At 69.6% G+C, this 18,483-nt stretch carries 17 protein-coding genes and 2 riboswitches; of the genes, 4 read left to right on the forward strand and 13 right to left on the reverse strand.

Annotated features, from left to right (window positions below; all coding sequences use genetic code 11):
• Positions 1-73 precede the first annotated feature (73 nt).
• Positions 74-1,561: an ATP-binding protein gene (locus JCO01S_RS03075; RefSeq protein WP_157074455.1), complete on the forward strand. Its 1,488-nt coding sequence runs from the start codon at positions 74-76 to the stop codon at positions 1,559-1,561.
• A 50-nt stretch (positions 1,562-1,611) separates the two neighbouring features.
• On the opposite strand, the gene JCO01S_RS03080 is transcribed toward JCO01S_RS03075, so the two are convergent.
• The 6 genes from JCO01S_RS03080 to JCO01S_RS03105 all read right to left on the reverse strand — a co-directional run bounded on the left by JCO01S_RS03080 (position 1,612) and on the right by JCO01S_RS03105 (position 7,388).
• Positions 1,612-2,178 (reverse strand): nuclear transport factor 2 family protein, encoded by a 567-nt coding sequence (locus tag JCO01S_RS03080; RefSeq protein WP_068250518.1) that lies wholly within the window; start codon positions 2,176-2,178, stop codon positions 1,612-1,614.
• 13 nt (positions 2,179-2,191) lie between these two features.
• Positions 2,192-3,514, reverse strand: coding sequence for a TRAP transporter large permease (locus JCO01S_RS03085; RefSeq protein WP_218002211.1), 1,323 nt, complete (start codon positions 3,512-3,514; stop codon positions 2,192-2,194).
• Complete coding sequence (locus JCO01S_RS03090; protein ID WP_068250521.1) at positions 3,514-4,110, reverse strand: TRAP transporter small permease; 597 nt, start codon at positions 4,108-4,110, stop codon at positions 3,514-3,516. Before JCO01S_RS03090 ends, JCO01S_RS03085 begins: the two co-directional genes overlap by 1 nt.
• Positions 4,111-4,113: 3 nt before the next feature.
• Positions 4,114-5,172, reverse strand: coding sequence for a TRAP transporter substrate-binding protein DctP (gene dctP / locus JCO01S_RS03095; protein WP_084342578.1), 1,059 nt, complete (start codon positions 5,170-5,172; stop codon positions 4,114-4,116).
• Positions 5,173-5,307: 135 nt separating this feature from the next.
• A complete protein-coding gene (locus JCO01S_RS03100) occupies positions 5,308-6,309 on the reverse strand; it encodes a 3-hydroxyacyl-CoA dehydrogenase NAD-binding domain-containing protein (protein WP_068250524.1) in 1,002 nt (333 codons plus the stop codon).
• Positions 6,306-7,388: an NAD/NADP-dependent octopine/nopaline dehydrogenase family protein gene (locus JCO01S_RS03105; protein ID WP_068250528.1), complete on the reverse strand. Its 1,083-nt coding sequence runs from the start codon at positions 7,386-7,388 to the stop codon at positions 6,306-6,308. Before JCO01S_RS03105 ends, JCO01S_RS03100 begins: the two co-directional genes overlap by 4 nt.
• A gap of 277 nt (positions 7,389-7,665) precedes the next feature.
• On the opposite strand from JCO01S_RS03105, the gene JCO01S_RS03110 reads away from it, so the two are divergent.
• The gene (locus JCO01S_RS03110; RefSeq protein ID WP_068250531.1) at positions 7,666-8,061 is read left to right on the forward strand and encodes a carbon storage regulator; all 396 of its coding nucleotides are present in this window, start codon (positions 7,666-7,668) and stop codon (positions 8,059-8,061) included.
• Between the two features lie 4 nt (positions 8,062-8,065).
• Here JCO01S_RS03110 and JCO01S_RS03115 read toward each other — a convergent pair whose 3' ends face one another.
• From JCO01S_RS03115 to JCO01S_RS03130, 4 genes are all read right to left on the reverse strand, one after another.
• Positions 8,066-9,250 carry an endonuclease gene (locus JCO01S_RS03115; RefSeq protein ID WP_068250534.1) on the reverse strand — a complete coding sequence of 395 codons (1,185 nt, stop codon included), beginning with the start codon at positions 9,248-9,250 and terminating at the stop codon, positions 8,066-8,068.
• Between the two features lie 131 nt (positions 9,251-9,381).
• Positions 9,382-10,419 carry an NAD(P)-dependent alcohol dehydrogenase gene (locus JCO01S_RS03120; RefSeq protein ID WP_068250537.1) on the reverse strand — a complete coding sequence of 346 codons (1,038 nt, stop codon included), beginning with the start codon at positions 10,417-10,419 and terminating at the stop codon, positions 9,382-9,384.
• Between the two features lie 95 nt (positions 10,420-10,514).
• Positions 10,515-11,591, reverse strand: a complete 1,077-nt coding sequence (locus JCO01S_RS03125) for a hypothetical protein (RefSeq protein WP_068250540.1) — start codon at positions 11,589-11,591, stop codon at positions 10,515-10,517.
• 103 nt (positions 11,592-11,694) lie between these two features.
• A complete protein-coding gene (locus JCO01S_RS03130) occupies positions 11,695-13,047 on the reverse strand; it encodes a short-chain fatty acid transporter (protein WP_068250543.1) in 1,353 nt (450 codons plus the stop codon).
• Positions 13,048-13,278: 231 nt separating this feature from the next.
• A riboswitch (cyclic di-AMP (ydaO/yuaA leader) is annotated at positions 13,279-13,457 on the forward strand.
• Between JCO01S_RS03130 and JCO01S_RS03135 the strand changes: the two genes are divergently transcribed.
• Complete coding sequence (locus JCO01S_RS03135) at positions 13,454-14,329, forward strand: C40 family peptidase (protein WP_068250545.1); 876 nt, start codon at positions 13,454-13,456, stop codon at positions 14,327-14,329. It overlaps the preceding riboswitch by 4 nt.
• 147 nt (positions 14,330-14,476) lie before the next feature.
• Here the strand turns inward: JCO01S_RS03135 and JCO01S_RS03140 are convergent, their stop codons facing one another.
• Positions 14,477-15,853, reverse strand: coding sequence for a glucose-6-phosphate dehydrogenase (locus JCO01S_RS03140; RefSeq protein ID WP_068250551.1), 1,377 nt, complete (start codon positions 15,851-15,853; stop codon positions 14,477-14,479).
• Between the two features lie 47 nt (positions 15,854-15,900).
• Positions 15,901-16,329, reverse strand: a complete 429-nt coding sequence (locus JCO01S_RS03145) for an NUDIX hydrolase (protein WP_068250553.1) — start codon at positions 16,327-16,329, stop codon at positions 15,901-15,903.
• 200 nt (positions 16,330-16,529) lie between these two features.
• Positions 16,530-16,682: riboswitch (cyclic di-AMP (ydaO/yuaA leader) on the forward strand.
• Between the two features lie 13 nt (positions 16,683-16,695).
• Between JCO01S_RS03145 and JCO01S_RS03150 the strand changes: the two genes are divergently transcribed.
• Positions 16,696-17,754, forward strand: coding sequence for a C40 family peptidase (locus tag JCO01S_RS03150; RefSeq protein WP_068250556.1), 1,059 nt, complete (start codon positions 16,696-16,698; stop codon positions 17,752-17,754).
• Between the two features lie 59 nt (positions 17,755-17,813).
• On the opposite strand, the gene JCO01S_RS03155 is transcribed toward JCO01S_RS03150, so the two are convergent.
• Positions 17,814-18,377, reverse strand: a complete 564-nt coding sequence (locus JCO01S_RS03155; RefSeq protein ID WP_068250559.1) for a hypothetical protein — start codon at positions 18,375-18,377, stop codon at positions 17,814-17,816.
• Positions 18,378-18,483: the final 106 nt, after the last annotated feature.

Raw genomic sequence — 18,483 nt, forward strand, 5'->3', positions numbered from 1 at the left:
CCGGTAAGGGAAACACCTAGGGACGTGGTGGCCCATCGGTGCAAGCATGTCGCCGACGAGTGAGGTGGCAACGGTGTTTCCGACCGGCAAGGACTTCGAGCAGATGACGCTGCACACCTCCACTGGTGTGCTCATCCACGAGGCGGTCTCGAAGAACATCCTGTGGGCCAACCCGTCCGCCTGCCGGATGTTCGGCTTCTCGCTCGAGGAGCTCAAGCCGCTCAAGGCCCACCACATGAGCGGCCAGGAGAAGCAGTACCGCCGGGCGCTGGGGGTCGCCTGGCTCGAGGACGCCGTCGTCCACGGCCGCAGTCGCCGGCAGTGGATGTACCGGCGACGTGACGGGCAGGAGTTCCTCACCGACGCGGTCGCCGTGCGGATCGAGCTCGAGGACGGCCCGGCCGTCATGGTCCAGTTCCGCGAGATCGCCGAGGAGGTCGAGGTCCGCGAGGAGCTCCAGCGGGCCACGAGTTACCTGCAGCGCATCCTCACCTATGCCTCCGCGGGTGTCATCCTGCTGGACGAGGAGTGCCGCATCGTCGACACCTCGCCGATGGCCGCCCGGCTCTTCGGGGCGCCCAAGGAGGCCGTGCTCGGCTGCCCCCTCGACGACGTCGTCACCGTGTCCCCGCCGCTGGACGACTCCTCAGTCATCGCCGCGCTCACCGAGCACTCCCGCACGACCGAGCTGCGGTTGCGGCCCCGGGCCGGCGAGGAGCCGCCCTGGCTCTCGGGGCAGCTCGAGACGATTGCCCACGACGGCATCGAGTCCCGGGTCCTCGTGGTCCGGGACATCTCCGCCAAGGTCAGGATGGAGCAGGAGGCGGCCCGTCGGGACGCCGAGCTGCAGCGGGTGAGCCGGGAGAACGCCATGGGGGACATGGCGATGACGATCGCCCACGAGCTCGGGCAGCCCCTCGCCGCGAGCAACAACTTCCTCAAGGGCGCGGTCGCACGGATGGACGCACCGGAGCCGCAGGACGCCGCGGTCCGCTACGGGATCGACCACGCGCTGCTGCAGCTGACGCGCGCGTCCGAGATCGTCGCGAGCGTCAAGCGCTACGTGCAGCGGACCGAGACCCCCTCCGCGGCGGTGGACCTGACCGACATCGTCCGCGAGGGGCTGTACTTCGCCCAGATCTCCGCGACCGAGCAGAGCGTCGTCCTCGACGCCGACCTCGCCACGTCCCCGCTGCAGGTCACTGGCGAGCGCGTCCTCCTGGGCCAGGTCCTGCTCAATCTGCTGACCAACGCCATCCGGGAGGTCACGCCGCTCTCCGCCGACCGGCGGCGCATCCGCATTTTCACCCGTGAAGAGGACGGATACGCCTGCTGCAGCGTCGTGGACGAAGGGAGGGGGATGCCCACCGAGCCGGACGGCACCGCACCGAGTGGTTTCGTCCGCAGCTCCGGCGGTGCAGGCATCGGCCTGATGCTGTGCGAGCGGATCATCGAGCGTCATCGAGGGGAGATCGAGTTCGCGCCCAACTACCCCTTCGGGCCCGACCGGGAAGCCCGGGGGACGCGCGCCACGATCCGGATCCCGCTCGACCGCTCCTGACGGCGCGGGGAGCGCGCCGTCCGTCCTACGCTACGGTCCCGCCCTCGACCTCAGTCCTGCATGAGGACCGAGGTGGCGGGCATGTCGTGGACGACCCCCTTCGGCAGCTCGGCGATGAGCACGTTCTCGGTCCGGGTGCGGGTGATCAGCCACCGATCGCCCTCGCGCCGGAAGGCGTTGTTCAGCCGGCTGGAGCGCACCCGGGTGGTGCCGTCCGCGAAGACCCAGGGCTGCATGTGGATCCACTGCCCCTCCGCGGTCTCCTCGTCGACATGGATCTGCTCGGCCGTCAGGTAGTGCGCGTTGAGCAGCAGCGCCGGGTCCTGCTTCTCACCCCAGAACCGCTCGAAGTGGGCCCGGATCGCCGAGGCTCCCTCGGCGCGGCCGAACTGGCCCTCGTAGTACTCGCCGACGCCCTCCCAGACCGCCTCGGGGGCGTACAGCTCCATGATGCGGTCGATCCGCTCGGAGTCGTCCGCGATGCCCGGCTCGGGGCACGGCGTATCGCACAGGAACATGTACCGGGCCTGCACCCGCCGGATCTCGGCTTCGGCCTCGAGCACACCGATCCGGCGCTCGAGTGCGCCCACCCTGGCGGTCAGCTCGTCATCTCTCATGCGGCATCTCCTTTCACGAGCCCATGAAGCCGGGCAGGAACAGCACGACGTCCGGGAAGACGGCCAGGATCGTGATGACGACCAGGTCGGAGACGATCCAGGGCAGCACCGACCGGTAGAGCAGCGACATCTTCAGGTGCGGCGCCACTCCCTTCATGACGAACAGGCTCATCCCGAACGGCGGTGTCGTGTTGGCGATCTGCAGGTTGATCAGCAGCAGGACGCTGAACCACACCGGGTCCCACCCGAAGGCGGTGACGATGGGCATGAACAGCGGTGCGGTCACGAGCATGATCGAGACCTGGTCGATGAAGGCGCCGAGGACGAGCAGGACGACCATGATCACCAGGAGCATCAGGAAGGTGCCCGACACGGTGCCGGTCACGGCGCTCACGAGACCACTCGTGGCACCCGAGAAGCTCATCAGCTGCGCGTAGAGGGTCGACCCGAGGACGATCGCGAAGATCATCGTGGTCGTGCGGACCGTACCGACGGCGGAGTCGTAGAGCCCCTGCCAGGTCAGCCTGCGGGTCACGACCCCGAGGAGCAACGCGGCCACTGCGCCGATGGCCGCGGCCTCGGTGGGTGTGGCGACCCCGAGGAAGATCGTGCCGAGCACCGCCACCACGATGACGCCGGGGCCGAGGGCCCGGCGCACCCCGGCGCCCAGCGCCGTGGCGAGACTGCGCTTGGGTGAGTCCTCGGCCTGGCCGTCGGCCCCGCGCCGGCTCCACACCCAGATGATGCACACGTAACCGACGGTCATCATCAGGCCGGGGACGATCCCGGCGATGAGCAAGGGGCCGATCGGCACCTGGGCGACCCCACCCCAGAGGATCGCGAGCGCGCTCGGCGGGAGGACCATCGCCAGGCCGCCCGCCGCCAGGATCGACCCGACGGCCAGCCGCTGGTCGTAGCCGCGCCGCTCCATGTCCGGCAGGAGGGTGCGCCCGAAGAGCGCGGTGTTGGCAAGTGTGGATCCCGAGAGCAGGCCGAATGCGGCACCCCCACCCACCGCGACCATGGCAAGCCGACCAGGCATGCGCCGCATGGCGATGGAGAGCTCGTCCAGCGCCTCCTGGGCCACCTGACTTCGGAACATGAGCTCACCCATGAGGATGAACAGCGGGATCGCGGTGAACGTGAAGGTCGTGACGCTGCCGAGGATGCTCAGGCCGATCTGGTTCAGGGCGGCGTTGACGTCGCCGTACACCACGAGCGCCCCCAACGCACCGGTCCCCAACATGGCGAAGGCCACCGGGACCCGCAGGATCAGCAGGATCAGCAGGACGGCCAGGAAGGAGCCGAGGAAGGCGTACCAGGACATGTCGAGCATCAGTCATTGCCCTTTCGGACGACACGGACGTCGACGACGACCTTGCGGATGAGGACCACGAGGACGAGCAGGAAGCAGATGACGGCCACCCCGCTGACCCACTGGCGCGGGATGTCGAGCTCCCCGCTCAGGGTCGTGCCGGTCATCAGGTCCGTGCGGAAGACCTCCGACAGGGCGTAGATGACCATCACCGTCACGAGGATCTGCACGGCGTCGACGAAGAGCTCGAGGCGGCCCACCCGCTTCTCGCCCAAGGCGGAGTCGATGATCTCGAGGCGCACGTGCTCATCGCGGTAGGACAGCCCCGCCGCCCCGAGGACGACGACCACGAGCATCGACAGCGAGGCCAGCTCGATGAGCCCGAGGACTCCGTGGCCGGTGTAGCGCAGGATCACACCCACGGCCACACCGACCATCAGGATGAGGACGACGGCGGCACCGACAGCCTCGGGGATCTTCGCCGGCAGCCAGTCGGGATTGGCCAGTGCCTCCTGCTCCGCCTCCGAGTGGTGCAGGTGTGACGCCGCGAGGACGTCCTCCTCCCCCGCCTCGGGTCCGTCGTCGCGATCGGGGCCGGTGCGTTCAGAGTCGGCCATGGTTCACTTCTTGGGCTTGATGCTCGTCCCCCCGGGGACGACGCTGCTCAGGTCCTTGGCGTACTGCGCCTGGAACTTCTCGCGAATCTTCTCGGCCTCGGGACCCTTGGAGGAGATGCGCTTCCAGTCCAGCGCGTCCCATGCGTCGACATAGGCGATGGACAGGATCTTCTCCTCGTCCTTGCCCTTGAAGGTGATGGGCTCCACGCCTGCCTTCTGCCACTCCGCGGTCTCCTTGGCCGCCACGTCACCGAAGTGGTCGAAGATCTTCGGCTCGAGCTCGACCATCGTGTCGGTGATGGCCTGCTGGGTCTCCTCGTCGAGGGACTTCCACTTCGCGTCGTTGATGACCGTGTTGGCCAGCGAGTCGTAGAAGCGCGGCTCGACGTAGTACTTGGCCACCTTGGGGATGCCCAGGTCCTTGGCCCCCACGGACGTCCAGGCGGATCCGTCGATGACCCCGCGCTCGAGGGCCGTGTAGATCTCCCCGCCCGGCAGGTCCACCGGCGTGCCACCGAGAGACTCGACCATGTTGGAGGTCGCCGACGAGGTTCGGATCGAGAGCCCCTTGAAGCTGGGGTTGGTCAGCTCCTTCTTCGTGAAGAGCACCTGCGGGATGCCCGAGATGCTGTGCCCGACGTAGTGCAGGCCGGCGTCCTCGTGGACCTGTTCCCACAGGTCGGAGATGCCCTCCTTGCGCTCCTCCTCCGGGGTGAAGGGGGAGAAGCGCTGCAGCTCGAGGGCGGGAACCTGCTGGACGTAGTAGTCCCCCGGCAGGGCCGCCCCGTCGATGGCGCCGGACTGGACCCCCTCGATCATCTGGTTGGGCTCCATCGTCTCCGGACCGCCCTTGTACTTGATCGTGATCCAGGGCGCCTTCTTCTCCAGCTCGTCGGCGAACCTGAAGAATCCTGCGTTGAGCGGGTGGTCCTTCGCGAAGGACGTGACGAAGGACAACTCGACGTTCTGGTGACCGTTCGTGGAGCCGCCGGCTGATTCACCACACGCGGCGGCGGTGGTGGCGAGGGCGGCAATACTGGTTACCGCGAGGATCCTCTTCATGAGATACTCCTTTGTTCCCATTTCGTGCAGGAGGGGGCGTTTCCCGAAAACCCCGGCGTGCATGGATTCAGGGCACCGACTTGTGACTTTCGGGAGATTATCGACTGCCGAGTTTCCTCGGTATCAGGGATTCCTTTAGCGCTGCGCGGCCCGCGTCGCGATGCCGTCCGGCATCGCGGGACCGAGGAGCTCCTGCGCGCGCAGCAGGCGGATGAGGACGTCCGCCCGGTAGGTCTCGCGCTCCGCGGCCGGGTACTCGTGGAAGCCGCGTCCGTCCTGCAGTCCGTTGCGGCCGTCCAGGTTGCGCTCGACGATGTCCGGCACCGCGTACCGGTACTCGTCGACGTGCTCGGCGAGGTAACGGCCGGCGTGGTGCAGGGTGTCGTTGCCGCCGAAGTCGACGAACTCGAGCACGCCCATGCTCGCGAAGCGGAACCCGAGCCCGAAGCGGGTCGCGGTGTCGATGTCCTCAGGGGTCGCCACGCCTTCGTCCACGAGCCGGGCCGCCTCGTTCATGATGAGGGCCTGCAGCCGGGGGACGATGTAGCCCGGGGTGGGCCCGCAGACGACAGGGACCTTGCCGATGGCCTCCAGGTGCGCGCGGACGTCGGCGACGACCGCGGGGTCCGTGCCGGGGTGGACACTCAGCTCGACGAGCGGCACGACGAAGGCCGGGTTGAGCCAGTGGGCGTTGAGGAAGCGCCCTGGCGTCTGCAGCATCCCGGACAGCTCCGTGACGAGCATGGCCGAGGTCGTTGACCCGACCGGCGTGTGCGGGGTGGTGTGCTCGCTGATCAGGGCGAAGGCGGCCCGCTTGGCCTCCTCGGTCTCGGGGACGGCCTCGTAGACGAGTCCGGCCCGCGAGAGCACCTCGGGCGCCTGCTCCGGTCGGGCGACGGTGAGGAGGGAGGCGCAGTGCTCGAGGCACTCCGGGGCGAGGGCACCCAGATCCACGAGCCGGGCGAGGTCACCCCGCACGTCGGCGGCGACGGCCGCGGCGAAGGCGGTCGCGCCGTCGGCGTCGCGCTCCTTGATGTCCAGGAGGGTCACCGGGACCTCGCCGAGCACGTGCGCGATGGCGATCCCCCGGCCCATGCGTCCGCCCCCGACGGAGACGACAGGCCCGAGGGTGCTCATCGCCGGCCCTCGGAGAGCAGGGAGGTCAGCTGATCGCGCGTGAGCCCTGCCAGGCCGAGGGATCCCAGCGTCCGCCCGCTCTGACGCAGGTCCTCGCCGACAACCGCGCCGGCGAGCGCCAGCAGCCCGGACGCGACGGGGACGTCAACCCCTGCCCACGCGGCGACCGAGACGAGGAAGGCCAGGCCGAGTGCGGTGTCCTCGCGCATGTAACGGTGCTCGTGCAGGTCGATCTTCTCGCGCCAGTCGCCGCTGTCGACGAGCTTGGCGTGCGAAGAGGTGTCGCCGTACATCCACTGGTCGTTCTCGTAGTGGTCCGCCAGTGGGAAGTGCGGGGTGCCGTAGCCGAGCGCCTCACGAACCCGGATCCGCTCGTGGTCCAGGGCCGTCGTGACGGCCCGGATCGACGGCTGCGTGCCCTCGTTGTGGATGTCCCAGGCAGGGAAGTGCTCCAGCGGGCCGGCATTCATCAGGATCAGCGGTGGGTGGATGATCGGCCCGGCGTTCATCAGTGCCCCGGACAGCGCGTCCTCGCAGCGCTCGACCGAGGGGAAGGCCTTGCCGATGACCTCCAGCGCGCGGTCGGTGTCGGCCGCGGGGTAGACGCCAGTGGGCAGCCGGGTCGCACGCGCCGAGATGTTGATGACCGTGTCGCCGTGCTTGCGCGCCAGCCAGGGCAGGGTGCCGGTCTCGGCCCACGCCACCGTGGCAGTGTTCCCCGACTCGCGCACGATCTCGCTCATGACCCAGGAGCCGAAGGTGCCCGGGGGAAGGAAGACGACCTGGCCGTCGACCAGGTGGGGAGCCATCTCGGCGGCGATGTCCCGCTGCGCCACCGCCGGCGAGGGGATCAGGACGAGATCGGCACCGGCGAGCGCCTCGGCGATGTCGGTGCAGGCTCCGGCGATCGTGACCTCGCGGCTCCCGTCCTCGTCCTTGAGGGTGAGGACGGGCCTCTCCAGCAGTGCGCCGAACTGCTCGGCCGACCGGCGCCACAGCCGTACCTCATGGCCCTGCTCACCCAAGTCCGCAGCGGCCGCGTAGCAGCCGTGCCCACCACCCAGCACTGCAATTTTCACGTCAATGTCCGATCTTCGGATGTCAGGTCGAAACAACGCTTTCGAGCCTATTCAGCGGAAAATGGACAATTCAACGGAAAAGGACTCATGATGTCCTTTATCGCAATAGGGGAAATCCTTATGAACGGGGTCCGGTCATCCCCGCTGGAACCCCACTCGAAGTCCGCGAGCGCCGCTACGCGTGGGCCACTTCTGGACACTGAGCGAGGTTCGGCGAAGGGGGCCGCCGCCGAGTCCGTGGGCTAACCTCCCCACGAGACCGACCACGGAGGAGATCTTGGGACAGCGCACCGCCGCGGCCACCTGCTCACTGCTGGTCCTCACCGGCTGTGGCCTCGTCGGCGAACCCGACCCGGTCCCACTCACGATCGTCTCCAGCGACTGGAGCGGCTGGGTCGAGGGCCAGGGATCAAGCGAGGGCTCGCGCGACGTCGAGGCCACCGAGGGCGAGAGCATCGACCTCGCCGACGACCTCGAGGTCACCTTCACCGAGGTCGAGGAGGACTCGGTGCGGATCCGGACCAGTCAGCACATGTCACCGACGAGCGAGGACGGCGGCCTCGACCTGAACTCCACGCAGACCGACTTCACCGTCGAGCGCGGGGAGACGCTCGAGATCGTCACGCCCACCATGGACTCCGGCACGACCTACGAGTTCAGCTTCACGGAGTGAGCCTTCAGAAGATCGACTCGACCCACTCCGGGTGGTCGACGAAGGGGTTCCGGTTGCCCTGCCAGTTCTCGAAGATCCGCTCGTTGCGCCGCTGCTCGAAGTCACTGGGCGGGTCCGCCTCGTTCCACTGCTTGAGCGTGGACAGCTTGCCGAGGTAGGGCTCCGAACCGTTGTCCACCTGGTCGTTGACCTCGAGGTCGGGGAAGCCGTCACCCCCTTCGTAGCGCACCGCCATGTAGAACACCATCCGCGCGACATCACCCTTGACCTCGTCCCGCGGCTCCCACGAGTCCTCGTCGTGGTAACTGCCGGTGGCCTCGTCGTGCGGCTCCCCGCCGTTGTCGAAGTCGAGGTTGCCCCGCGAGGAGTTGACCGTGGTGTCGGTGGGCCGCAGGTGGTGCAGGTCGGTGCCCGGCCCCATCGTCGTGCCGAAGTCGCCGTGACTCTTCGCCCAGACGTGCTCACGATTCCAGTTGTCCACTCCCCCACCGTTGTTCGACTTCGGCGAGGACTCACCGGAGTAGAGGAGGATGACGTCGTTCGTGCTCTGCGGGTCCTCGTCGACGTCCTTGATGCCCTCCCACACCTCGTCGTAGGAGAGGACCGTCTGGTTGCTGATGATCGTGTGCAGCTCGTCGCGCAGCGCCTCCCCCGTGAGCCCCTCGGTGCCGTCGTAGTAGCTGCCCGGCTCGGGATCGCCCGGCTCGCCGGGGTCGCCCGGGTCGCTGCCGTCGGAGACCCGGGCGATCCCGGAGGTCCCGGTCAGCCCGCCGTGGGCGAAGTAGCTCGACAGCTCACCGGTGACCTCGACCTCCTGGCCGAGGAGGTCGGGATTGGTGCTGAGCCCCCACTGCTCCCGCAGCCCGTCGGGCACCTGCACGTAGAGCATCCGGGCGGTGTCGGTCTCGTCCGGGTCGGTCGCGATCGCGACGGCGTAGTCGCTCGGGAAGTCGCCGGTGACGACCCTCTCGCTCGAGACCGGCTGGCCGACGATGTACCCCCGCACCGCCTGAGTCGAACCGTCCTGCTGGTCCAGCGCCTCCGCGACGGTGAGCGGTGTCGCGGCGGAGGCCGATTGCACCGAGACCGAGCCGGTCGGCTGGTCGACGGCCTGCGAAGGGAGCGTCGGCAGGGCGAGGAGGCCGGCAGCGGCGGAGACGCCGATCAGTCGACGGAGGGTGCGGGACATGGGTGGACCTCACAGGTGGACGACGGGGTTCACCCCCATGCTCGTGACCGCCGCCACCTCCCGGGTGAACTCCGGGTCAGGGGAGGGTCGGGATTTCTCCCGCACTCCCCCTTCGCGCCACTGGACCGATCTCAGATCGTCGCGGCGTCGATGACGAAGCGGTACCGCACGTCGGAGGCGACGACGCGGTCCCAGGCCTCGTTGACCTTCTCCGCGGGGATGACCTCGACCTGGGCGCCGATGCCCTTCTCGGCGCAGAAGTCGAGCATCTCCTGGGTCGCGGGGATGCCGCCGATGTTGGACCCGGAGAGGGACTTGCCGCCCATGATCAGCGAGAACGCCGGCACCTCGAAGGGCTCGACCGGTGCACCGACGTTGACGAAGGTGCCCTCCGGGGCGAGCATCGCCATGTACTGCCGGATTGGTAGCTCCGCGCTGACGGTGGAGAGGATGAGGTCGAACTCTCCGCGCAGGTCGGTGAACGTCGACTCCTCGCTCGTCGCCCGGTACTCGCTGGCGCCGAGCGCGAGGCCGTCCTCCTGCTTCTTCAACGACTGGGACAGCACGGTGACCTCGGCGCCGAGGGCGACGGCCAGCTGGACGCCCATGTGCCCCAGGCCGCCGAGACCGACGACGGCGACCTTCGAGCCGGGACCGACCCCCCAGCGGCGCAGCGGCGACCACGTCGTGATGCCGGCGCACAGCAGCGGCGCGGCGACGTCGAGCCCGATCCCCTCCGGGATCCGCAGCACGAAGTCCGCGTCGACGACGACGTGGGTGGAGTAGCCGCCCTGGGTGATCGAGCCGTCGCGGTCCTTCGCCGCGTACGTGCCGATCTGGTCGGGGCAGTACTGCTCGTTCCCCGCACGGCACTGCTCGCACTCACCGCAGGAGTTCACGAGGCAACCGACGCCGACCCGGTCACCCACGGCGTGCGTGGTCACGGCGGAGCCGACCTCGGCGACGGTGCCGGCGATCTCGTGGCCCACGACGAGCGGGTAGGGCACGTCGCCCCACTCCGCACGCGCGGTGTGGATGTCGCTGTGGCACACCCCGGCATAGGCGATCTCGATGAGGACGTCGTTCTCGCCGACGTCGCGACGCTCGATCGTCGTCGGGGTCAGGGGTTCGGTGGCGGCGGTGGCCGCCCAGGCCTTCACGGTGCGCATGGGTGCGCTCCTCTCTCGCGGAGTCGACACCAGTCAACTCCGCCACCCCCTTCGCCGCCAAACGAAGGGGGCCCGGGCGGCCACCGAACCGGCTCTCAAGCGGCCTGCCGGTACTCGAAGGCCTCGAGCGTCGTCGTCAGCTCCTTCCGGTTCTCCCGGTAGCGCATGCAGTACTCCGTCGGGTACCAGCCGGACTCCTGCCACGCGTCCGGCTGCTTGATCTCGTGACACCCCTCCTCGATGCTCCCGTCGACCAGACCGGCGTACCAGTCGTGGGTGACCATCGGCTCGTAGAAGGTCACCTCGTCGTCCCACACCCCGTAGATGAATGTGTGGCTGAAGTCCCCGCCGTTGTGCTCGGGCGAGGTGAGGTCGGCCAGGTGGTTGCCCATGGCCGGCTCGACGGCATCGAGGTCCTCGAAGTCCGGGTGCAGGTAGCGTTCGGCCGGCAGGTCCTTGCCCTTCGGGTAGTCGTCGCAGTGCACGAGGACGTTGCACGGACCCGGCCGGATCGCCAGGCGCTCCTCGTTCGGCGTCATGTAGAAGTGCACGTCGAAGTGCGGCTTGTCGTAGACGCCGGGAGGCATGTGCCCCATGGGATTCCAGTTCGCCAGCACGTACTCGAGCGGGGTGTCGACGTTCGCACGGAAGTCCTCCCCGAGATGCAGAGCGTCTTCGTACCCGCCGGAGCACTCCTTCATCGGGTCCTGCGACCCGTCACCGTCCTTGTCGTAGCACCACAGCCCGTCCGTGGGCGGATCCTGCGGCAGGCCTTCGAGCGTCTCCTCCGACATCGCCAGGCCGACTGCGACGGGTGTGCCGTCCTCCTCGACGTGTGAGTACGCGGTCATGGTCCCGTCGCCGCGGACGGTGGACTCCCCGTACTCGGCACACGGCCCCCGGTAGGACAGGGTCGCGCGGATGATGCCGTCGACGGCGACCCCGGGCACCCGAACGGTGTGCGCCCGGTCCGGCTCGTGCTTCGGCACGAGGCAGACCGGCACCTTCGCGCCCCCGCCGGCGGCCCCGCCCTCGTCAGGGGCGGCGCCACCCCCTTCGCTGCTGCCGGCGGACTCCTGCGCGGAGTCACCGGTGGTGAACAGTGTCGGCTGCGCGGTGGCCACGGCCCCCACCGCGACCAGAGCCGTGCAGGACATGACGAGCTTCTTCATGGTTCCCCCCTGGAACCGGGGGGACCCCGTTGTCCCCCCGTAGACAATTCGACCCTGTCTAGTGCCTGCGAAGGGGACCGGCAAAGGCTTTTCTACTCAGGGACTACAGCGAGGCGACCACCATCGTCGCGGCGAAGACGATCCCGGAGACGATGAGGGTGACCGTCGTGAAGCCCATGACGTCACGGATCCGCAGCCGGGCGATCGCAAGCATCGGCAGCGCCCAGAAGGGCTGGATCATGTTCGTCCACTGGTCGCCGTACGAGACGCCCATGACGACGATCGCCGGGTCCACCCCGAGCTGCTTGGCGGCGTCGAGGAAGATCGGCGCCTGGATGGCGAACTGGCCTCCGCCGGAGGGCACGAAGACGTTGATGATGCCGCCCGCGAGGAATGCCCACAGCCCGAGAGTCGTCTCGTTCGAGATCGAGACGAAGAAGTCCGCGAGGATCGTGACCAGTCCGGTCGTGGTCATGATGCCCATGATCCCCGCATACAGCGGGAACTGGACGAGGATCTCGCCGACATTGGCCGCCGCCTTGCTGACGAGCGCGCCGAGCTCGCGGGTGTTGCGCACGAGGAGCAGCACGAGGCACAGGAAGGTCCAGTTGACGATGTCCAGCGTCACCGCCGCCCCTTCCTGCGCGAAGTAGATGACCAGGTAGGCGAGCAGCAGCAAGCCGGTGACGAGGGTGACGACCCGGGAGGTGTCGATCCGCTCGGCGGGTGTGGACTCGTCAGTGGTCTCGATCGGCTCGTTGCCCTGCGCGTCCTCGAGCGAGGCACCCTCGGGCAGCTCGATGACCCGGTCGTCCTTGCCCGGGGCCATGAGCATCATGGCGGTGACGACGAGCACCACCGTGACGGCCGCGCCGGCGATGTTCCACCACGAGAGCACGGTGTCGCTGAGCGGGATGGTCTGACCGATCTGCTTGTCCACGAAGCTGTCCGGCGTCGCCGCCGCCAGCGGCCCCGAGCCGGAGTAGCCCATGTGCCACACGACGAAGCCGGAGTAGCCGGCCGCGACGAGCAGGGGGTAGTGCAGTTTCATGCCGCGGTCCCGCCCCACCCGGGCCACCTCGATCGAGAGCAGTGCGGCGACGACGAGCCCCAGCCCCCAGGTGATGAGGGAGGCGATCGCGGCGCAGAGGGCGACGAAGCCGTAGGCCTGGGCAGGGCTCCTGGGCAGTCGGGCGAGCAGGTCCAGCAGCCGCCGCACCGGGCCGGTGTTGGCCAGCATGTATCCGAGCAGGAGCACGAGCGCCATCTGGGTCATGAAGGTCAGCAGCCCGGTCAGCCCGTCGCCCCAGGCACGCACCACCTCGACGGGCCCGCTGTCGGTGGCCAGCAGCGCGCCCACGCCGACGATGAGCGTGAGGGCCACCGCGAAGACGAAGGCGGTGGGCAGATAGCGTTCGGCCAGCCGCACGAGCGGCCGCGAGAGGGCCCTCAGCATCGAAAGCCTCCTGGGTGGTGGGCGAGGGGACCCGCCACAGGGTAGAGCAGTGAGACCTGCCTCACCGGCAGCACGCCTTCGCGGTCCACGAAGGGAGTTCGCCTCGGCCCCGGCGAGGGGCGCGAGGGATTCCGCCACGCGGGGGGCCGCTTTACCGTTCTGTGACCTTCTGTATTACGGTCTACGGGCCGTCGCATCCTGCGGCGGTCACCGCGAGGGCGCCGAACCCTGCCACTCTCGCGGCCGAAGACAAGATCTGGCAGGGGCGGGGGACCCAACCTCGGCCCACTCCTCTCGGGCCTTGGGGTGAAGTCCTCAGGTCGACGCGGACCGTCCGTGACGACCACCGGACGGGGTGGTCTCCATCCCAACCCGACAGCTAACCCCGCAGGCGCAAGGAGAGAGAATGACTCTGCACTACGCAGGCAAGCACCGGGCCCCGCGCCAGGCGGGTCCGGTCCGCCGCACCGGCACCGGGTTCGCAGCAGCAGCCGCCCTCGGTGTCAGCGCCCCCCTCGCCGTCACCGCCCTGACCGCGGCCCCGGCGATGGCCAACGGCGGCCCCACCGTCCCCCAGTCCAGCAGCACGAGCACGGAGTCCTCGGCCCCCGAGGCAGCTCCTGAGACCACGAGCAACGGCCTCCTGCAGGCCGGTGACACCGGCAGCGCGGTCGAGGAGCTCCAGAGCCAGCTCGGCGTCAGCGTCGACGGCGTCTTCGGCCCCGAGACCCAGGACGCGGTCGAGGATGTCCAGGCCGACAGCGGCATCGCCGTCGACGGCGTCGTCGGCCCCGACACCCGCGCGGCCCTCGCCGACGGCTCGCAGGCTGCCGGTGACGCCGAGAGCACCTCCACGGACTCCGGCGACAGCGGCGCCACGACGGCGTCCGCGGACTCCGGCGAGGCCGAGGTCTCCACCGCTTCGACCTCGACCGCGGGCAGCACGGCGGGCAGCAGCGTCGTCGACACCGCCGAGAGCCTGATCGGCACGGACTACGAGATGGGTGGCAGCACCCCGTCGGAGGGCTTCGACTGCTCGGGCTTCACCCAGTACGTCTTCGGGCAGCACGGCATCGACCTGCCGCGCGAGACCGCGGACCAGCAGGATGCGGCCACCCCGGTCTCGGACCCGCAGCCGGGTGACCTGGTGTTCTTCGGCGATCCCGCCTACCACGTGGGCATCTACGCCGGTGACGGCATGATCGTCGACGCCGGCAACGAGAGCACCGACGTCAGCAAGCGTGCGATCTGGACCGACGACGTGACCTACGGGCGCTTCTGATCCACGTCGCGGACAGCGAGGGGCCCCGACCGGTTGGTCGGGGCCCCTCGTCTGTCCGCACCGATAGGAGGGGGTGCCACGACTCAGGGTCTGAGCCTGCGAAGACCCAAGTGGCGCCGCCTGCCCACCGTGCGGACGCACCCGAGGTCAGCGAGCGGCGGGCTGGCGCCAAGGGCCGGTGGTCCCGGCCGCATACTCCTGCAACGGCACCCGTCCGTCCGCGAAGGCCTCCAGCACCGGGGTGCAGATGCGCCAGCACTCCTCGGAGATGTCACCACGCACCGAGAGCAGCGGGTCGCCGTCCAGCACCTTGGCCAGGACCTCGCCGTAGGGCTCGACCGTGCTCGGGGCGATGGTCGCGGTCAGCGTCGTGGTCTCGAGCTCCAACTTGTCGCCGGCGGAGTTCGTCGTCAGCGAGACCTCGATCTCCCCGGTGAGCAGGTGGATCGTCACGTGGTTCGGCTCCGCGCGCCCGCCGAGGCCACCCGGCTGGTGCGGCACGGGCCGCAGCCACAGGTCGATGCGCCAGTCGTCGGCGGCCATCGCCTTGCCGCTGCGCAGCCGGAAGGGCACCCCGGCCCACCGCTGGTTGTCCACGAAGACGTCCATCTCCGCGAGGGTCTCGGTCCCCCGGTCGGGGTCGACCCCGGGCTCGTCGACGTAGGACCGCACCGCCTGTCCCTCCACCGTTCCGGCCGTGTACCGCGCCCGGCGAGAGGCCACGGCGGGGTCACCGGCGACCCGGGTGGCGCGAAGGGCGTGGGCCATCAGGTCCCGCATCTCGAGGGCGTCGACGGTCGCGGGCGCCTCCATGACGACGAGCGAGAGCACGAGGAGCAGGTGGCTCTGCAGCATGTCCCGCAACGCGCCCGCGGAGTCGTAGTAACCGGCCCGCCCGACGAGGGCGACGGTCTCGTCGGCCCGGATCTCGACCCGCTCGACGTGCTCGGCGGTCCACAGCGGCTCGAGCACCCGGTTCGCGAAGCGCAACCCGAGCAGCCCGAGGACCTGCGCCTCGCCGAGGAAGTGGTCCATCCGGAAGATCTGCTCCTCCGTGCGGAAGGTCGCGAGCAGCCGATTCAGTCGGCGGGCCGAGTCCAGGTCGGTGCCGAAGGGCTTCTCCAGCGCGAGGTGCAGCCCACCGAGGTCGCGCTCGGCGAGCAAACCGCAGGACTTCTCGGAGATCGCCGGTGGAAGCGCGAAGTAGAGCACCGTCGAGTCCGGGTCCGGGATCTCCTCGAGCAGCCGGTCCAGGTCCTGCCCGTCGGTCACGTCGAGGCGCAGGTAGCGCGTCCCGGAGGCGACCCGCTCGACCGCCTCCGCGGGCGCACCGCCCTCGGCCAGGGCCTCGCGCAGCCGGTCCGGCCAGTCGGGCAGCTCGTCCATCGCACTGCCCCACACCTGCACCCGACGATCCGGCTGGCTCGCGAGCAGCGTGCCCAGGCCGGGCAGCAGCAGGCGCCTGGTCAGGTCCCCCGAGGCACCGAGGATGACGAGGGTGGTGGGACTCGTGGACTCGCTCATGGGGATCTCCTGGTCGACGAAGGGGGACCCTCGGATCCTCCCACCCCTCACCCGCGGGGGTGGCCCCCGCGCACGACCAGGTGCAGCAGTGGCGCGGCGTCCGTCGGCAGCGGCTCCCGGGGGTCGAGCCAGCGCACCTCCTCGATCTCCGCGGCCGGGATGATCTCCGGGGCGCTGCTCCCGCGCAGGTGCGGGTGCTCGAAGACGAAGGCGACCAGCGTCCGACCGGCCTCGTTCGCGGCATCGGTGCGGTGGACCCCCTTCGGCTCCAGCTCCTCCGGGGAGAGGCCCAGGCCCAGCTCTTCGTGGACCTCGCGGAGTGCGCACGCGACGGCGGACTCGCCCCCTTCGGGCTTGCCACCGGGCTGCATGAACATGGAGGTGCCGCGCTTGCGTACGGTGAGGATCCGCCCGTCGGCGTCCCGGAGGGTGACGGCGCTGACCACGATCGGGTCACCGTCCGGGGACGGTGTCACGCGCTCCTCCACGATGGAAATGGACAGTCCACAGATGGCATTTGACCATGACCGAAACGCGGTTCCGTGGAGCGACACCTCCAAATTTTCTGGGTGTCTTCCAAGATTGTGCACACCCTAGCGTTACCTTTTCGCTATACATGCCCTAGTCTCCTATCCGGGTCCTGCACCTGGGACCCGCCGCCGGAGGCGCCGAGTCCTGCCAACTCCGACGGTTCCCCTGAGACATCGGTGGCAGGAGCGGGGGACCCAACCTCGGCCCACAGCGGGCCTCGGGGTGAAGTCCTCATCCGTGACGAGCGGGCGTGGACGGGGTGGTCTCCACCCCAACCCGACAGCTAACCCCGAAGGCGGCAGGAGACCCTCATGTCCGAGTTCCACTCAGGCCGCCATCGCGGCGCGTGCCCCAAGTCCACGACCAACCGGATGGGTAGCGCCCTGGCCATCGCCGCCCTCGGCGTCGGCACCTCCGCCTTCGCCGCCACCTCCGCGTCCGCGGCCCCGACCACCCCGGCGGCTCCGGCCGCACCGGCCGTACCCACCACCCCGGCAGTGAAGTCCGCCCCGACCCTGCCCGCGGCCCCGGCGACCTACTCCGGCTACGTCCGGTACGGCGACCGCGGCAGCGAGGTGCGTGCGGTCCAGCGCGTCGTCGGCGTCAACGTCGACGGCGTCTTCGGCCCGAAGACCCTCGCGGGCGTCAAGCGCTACCAGCGCAGCCACAACCTCGCCGTGGACGGCATCGTCGGCCCGAAGACCGGCACCAAGATGGGGCTGGGCGGCTCCGGGGGCTCGTCCGCCGGATCCACGGGCGGGTCGACCAGCAAGACCAACTTCACCGGCTACATCCGCTACGGCGACCGGGGCAGCGACGTGCGTCAGGTGCAGCGCGTCGTGGGCGTCTCCGCAGACGGCGTGTTCGGTCCGAACACCCTCTCCGCGGTCAAGCGCTGGCAGCGTAGCCACGGCCTGACCGCCGACGGCATCGTCGGCCCGAAGACCGGCAGCGCGATGGGCATCAGCGGCTCCGGTGGCTCCACCGGCGGATCGACCGGCGGGGGAGGCGGCTCCTCCGACCCCGGGTACTCCGCCAGCTCGGTGCTGAGCACGGCCGCCAGCTTGGTGGGCACCCCGTACACCTGGGGTGGGACCTCCCCGTCGACCGGCTTCGACTGCTCGGGATACATCCAGTACGTCTTCGCCCAGCACGGCATCAGCCTGCCCCGCACCGCGGCCGCGCAGCAGGACGCCACCACTCGGGTGTCCAACCCGCGCCCCGGCGACCTCGTCTTCTTCGGCAACCCGGCGTACCACGACGGCATCTACGCCGGCAACGGCATGATGTACGACGCCGGCAACTCCCGCGTCGACACCACCAAGCGAGCCATCTGGACCTCCGACGTCACGTACCACCGCGTGCGCTGAGACGACCGCTCCTGCTGCCGAAGGGGGCTCCGACCACCGAAGGGTCGGGGCCCCCTTCGTCATGCCTCCGGCACCCGGCCAGCACGCCGGCCACGGCCGATCCGCCGCCACGGTTTGAAGACGGACAGCACGGTCGCGACGGAGAGTGCGGTGACGGACACGATCGGCGGGAAGACGAGGTCCCCCACGTCACCCGTAGCGGCGGCGCCGGCCGCCAGCTGCTCGCCGTGGACCACCACCTCGGGCATCATCGGCGCGAGCGCGAGGACGATGAGGACGGTCAGCACGAGCGTGATGACGAGCTTGGCCAGCACCCACCAGTAGCGCACCAGGCCCCAGCGCGTGCCCCAGCCCAGGAGCAGGCCCGTCGCCAGGGTGGCCAGGGCGGCGGTGAGCATCGGTCCGACGACGAAGGTGCCGAGGGACCGGTACGCCAGCCCGGCCGTGGCCGGATCGGCGCTCATCCCGGTGACGACGAGGCCGGCCACGACCACGTCGACACCGAACCACGTCGCCACGGACAGGATGTGGGCCACGAGCACCGCCTTGCGCAGGCGAGGACGCAGCGGCCGCCTGCGGTCCGGTGGACGGGAGGTGGCGCGGGGCTCGGCTGTCGCGGTCATGCCCCCAGAGTCCTCGCGGGCGAGGCGCGGCACGTCCCCTTCGCAGCGCATCCCGAGCTACGTCGGGGGACGTACCCGCCGCTACGCCGTACGCGGGGTGACGACG

The sequence above is a fragment of the Janibacter corallicola NBRC 107790 genome (genome assembly GCF_001570965.1).
Classification (GTDB): Bacteria; Actinomycetota; Actinomycetes; order Actinomycetales; family Dermatophilaceae; genus Janibacter; species Janibacter corallicola.

Coding starts and splice junctions, on each gene's coding strand:
- JCO01S_RS03115 (WP_068250534.1), bottom strand. CDS start 9,250: ATGTCCCGCACCCTCCGTCGACTGATCGGCGTCTCCGCCGCTGCCGGC.
- JCO01S_RS03090 (WP_068250521.1), bottom strand. CDS start 4,110: ATGGCCGACTCTGAACGCACCGGCCCCGATCGCGACGACGGACCCGAG.
- JCO01S_RS03135 (WP_068250545.1), top strand. CDS start 13,454: ATGACTCTGCACTACGCAGGCAAGCACCGGGCCCCGCGCCAGGCGGGT.
- JCO01S_RS03130 (WP_068250543.1), bottom strand. CDS start 13,047: ATGCTGAGGGCCCTCTCGCGGCCGCTCGTGCGGCTGGCCGAACGCTAT.
- JCO01S_RS03080 (WP_068250518.1), bottom strand. CDS start 2,178: ATGAGAGATGACGAGCTGACCGCCAGGGTGGGCGCACTCGAGCGCCGG.
- JCO01S_RS03125 (WP_068250540.1), bottom strand. CDS start 11,591: ATGAAGAAGCTCGTCATGTCCTGCACGGCTCTGGTCGCGGTGGGGGCC.
- JCO01S_RS03140 (WP_068250551.1), bottom strand. CDS start 15,853: ATGAGCGAGTCCACGAGTCCCACCACCCTCGTCATCCTCGGTGCCTCG.
- JCO01S_RS03150 (WP_068250556.1), top strand. CDS start 16,696: ATGTCCGAGTTCCACTCAGGCCGCCATCGCGGCGCGTGCCCCAAGTCC.
- JCO01S_RS03100 (WP_068250524.1), bottom strand. CDS start 6,309: ATGAGCACCCTCGGGCCTGTCGTCTCCGTCGGGGGCGGACGCATGGGC.
- dctP (WP_084342578.1), bottom strand. CDS start 5,172: ATGAAGAGGATCCTCGCGGTAACCAGTATTGCCGCCCTCGCCACCACC.
- JCO01S_RS03085 (WP_218002211.1), bottom strand. CDS start 3,514: ATGCTCGACATGTCCTGGTACGCCTTCCTCGGCTCCTTCCTGGCCGTC.
- JCO01S_RS03120 (WP_068250537.1), bottom strand. CDS start 10,419: ATGCGCACCGTGAAGGCCTGGGCGGCCACCGCCGCCACCGAACCCCTG.
- JCO01S_RS03155 (WP_068250559.1), bottom strand. CDS start 18,377: ATGACCGCGACAGCCGAGCCCCGCGCCACCTCCCGTCCACCGGACCGC.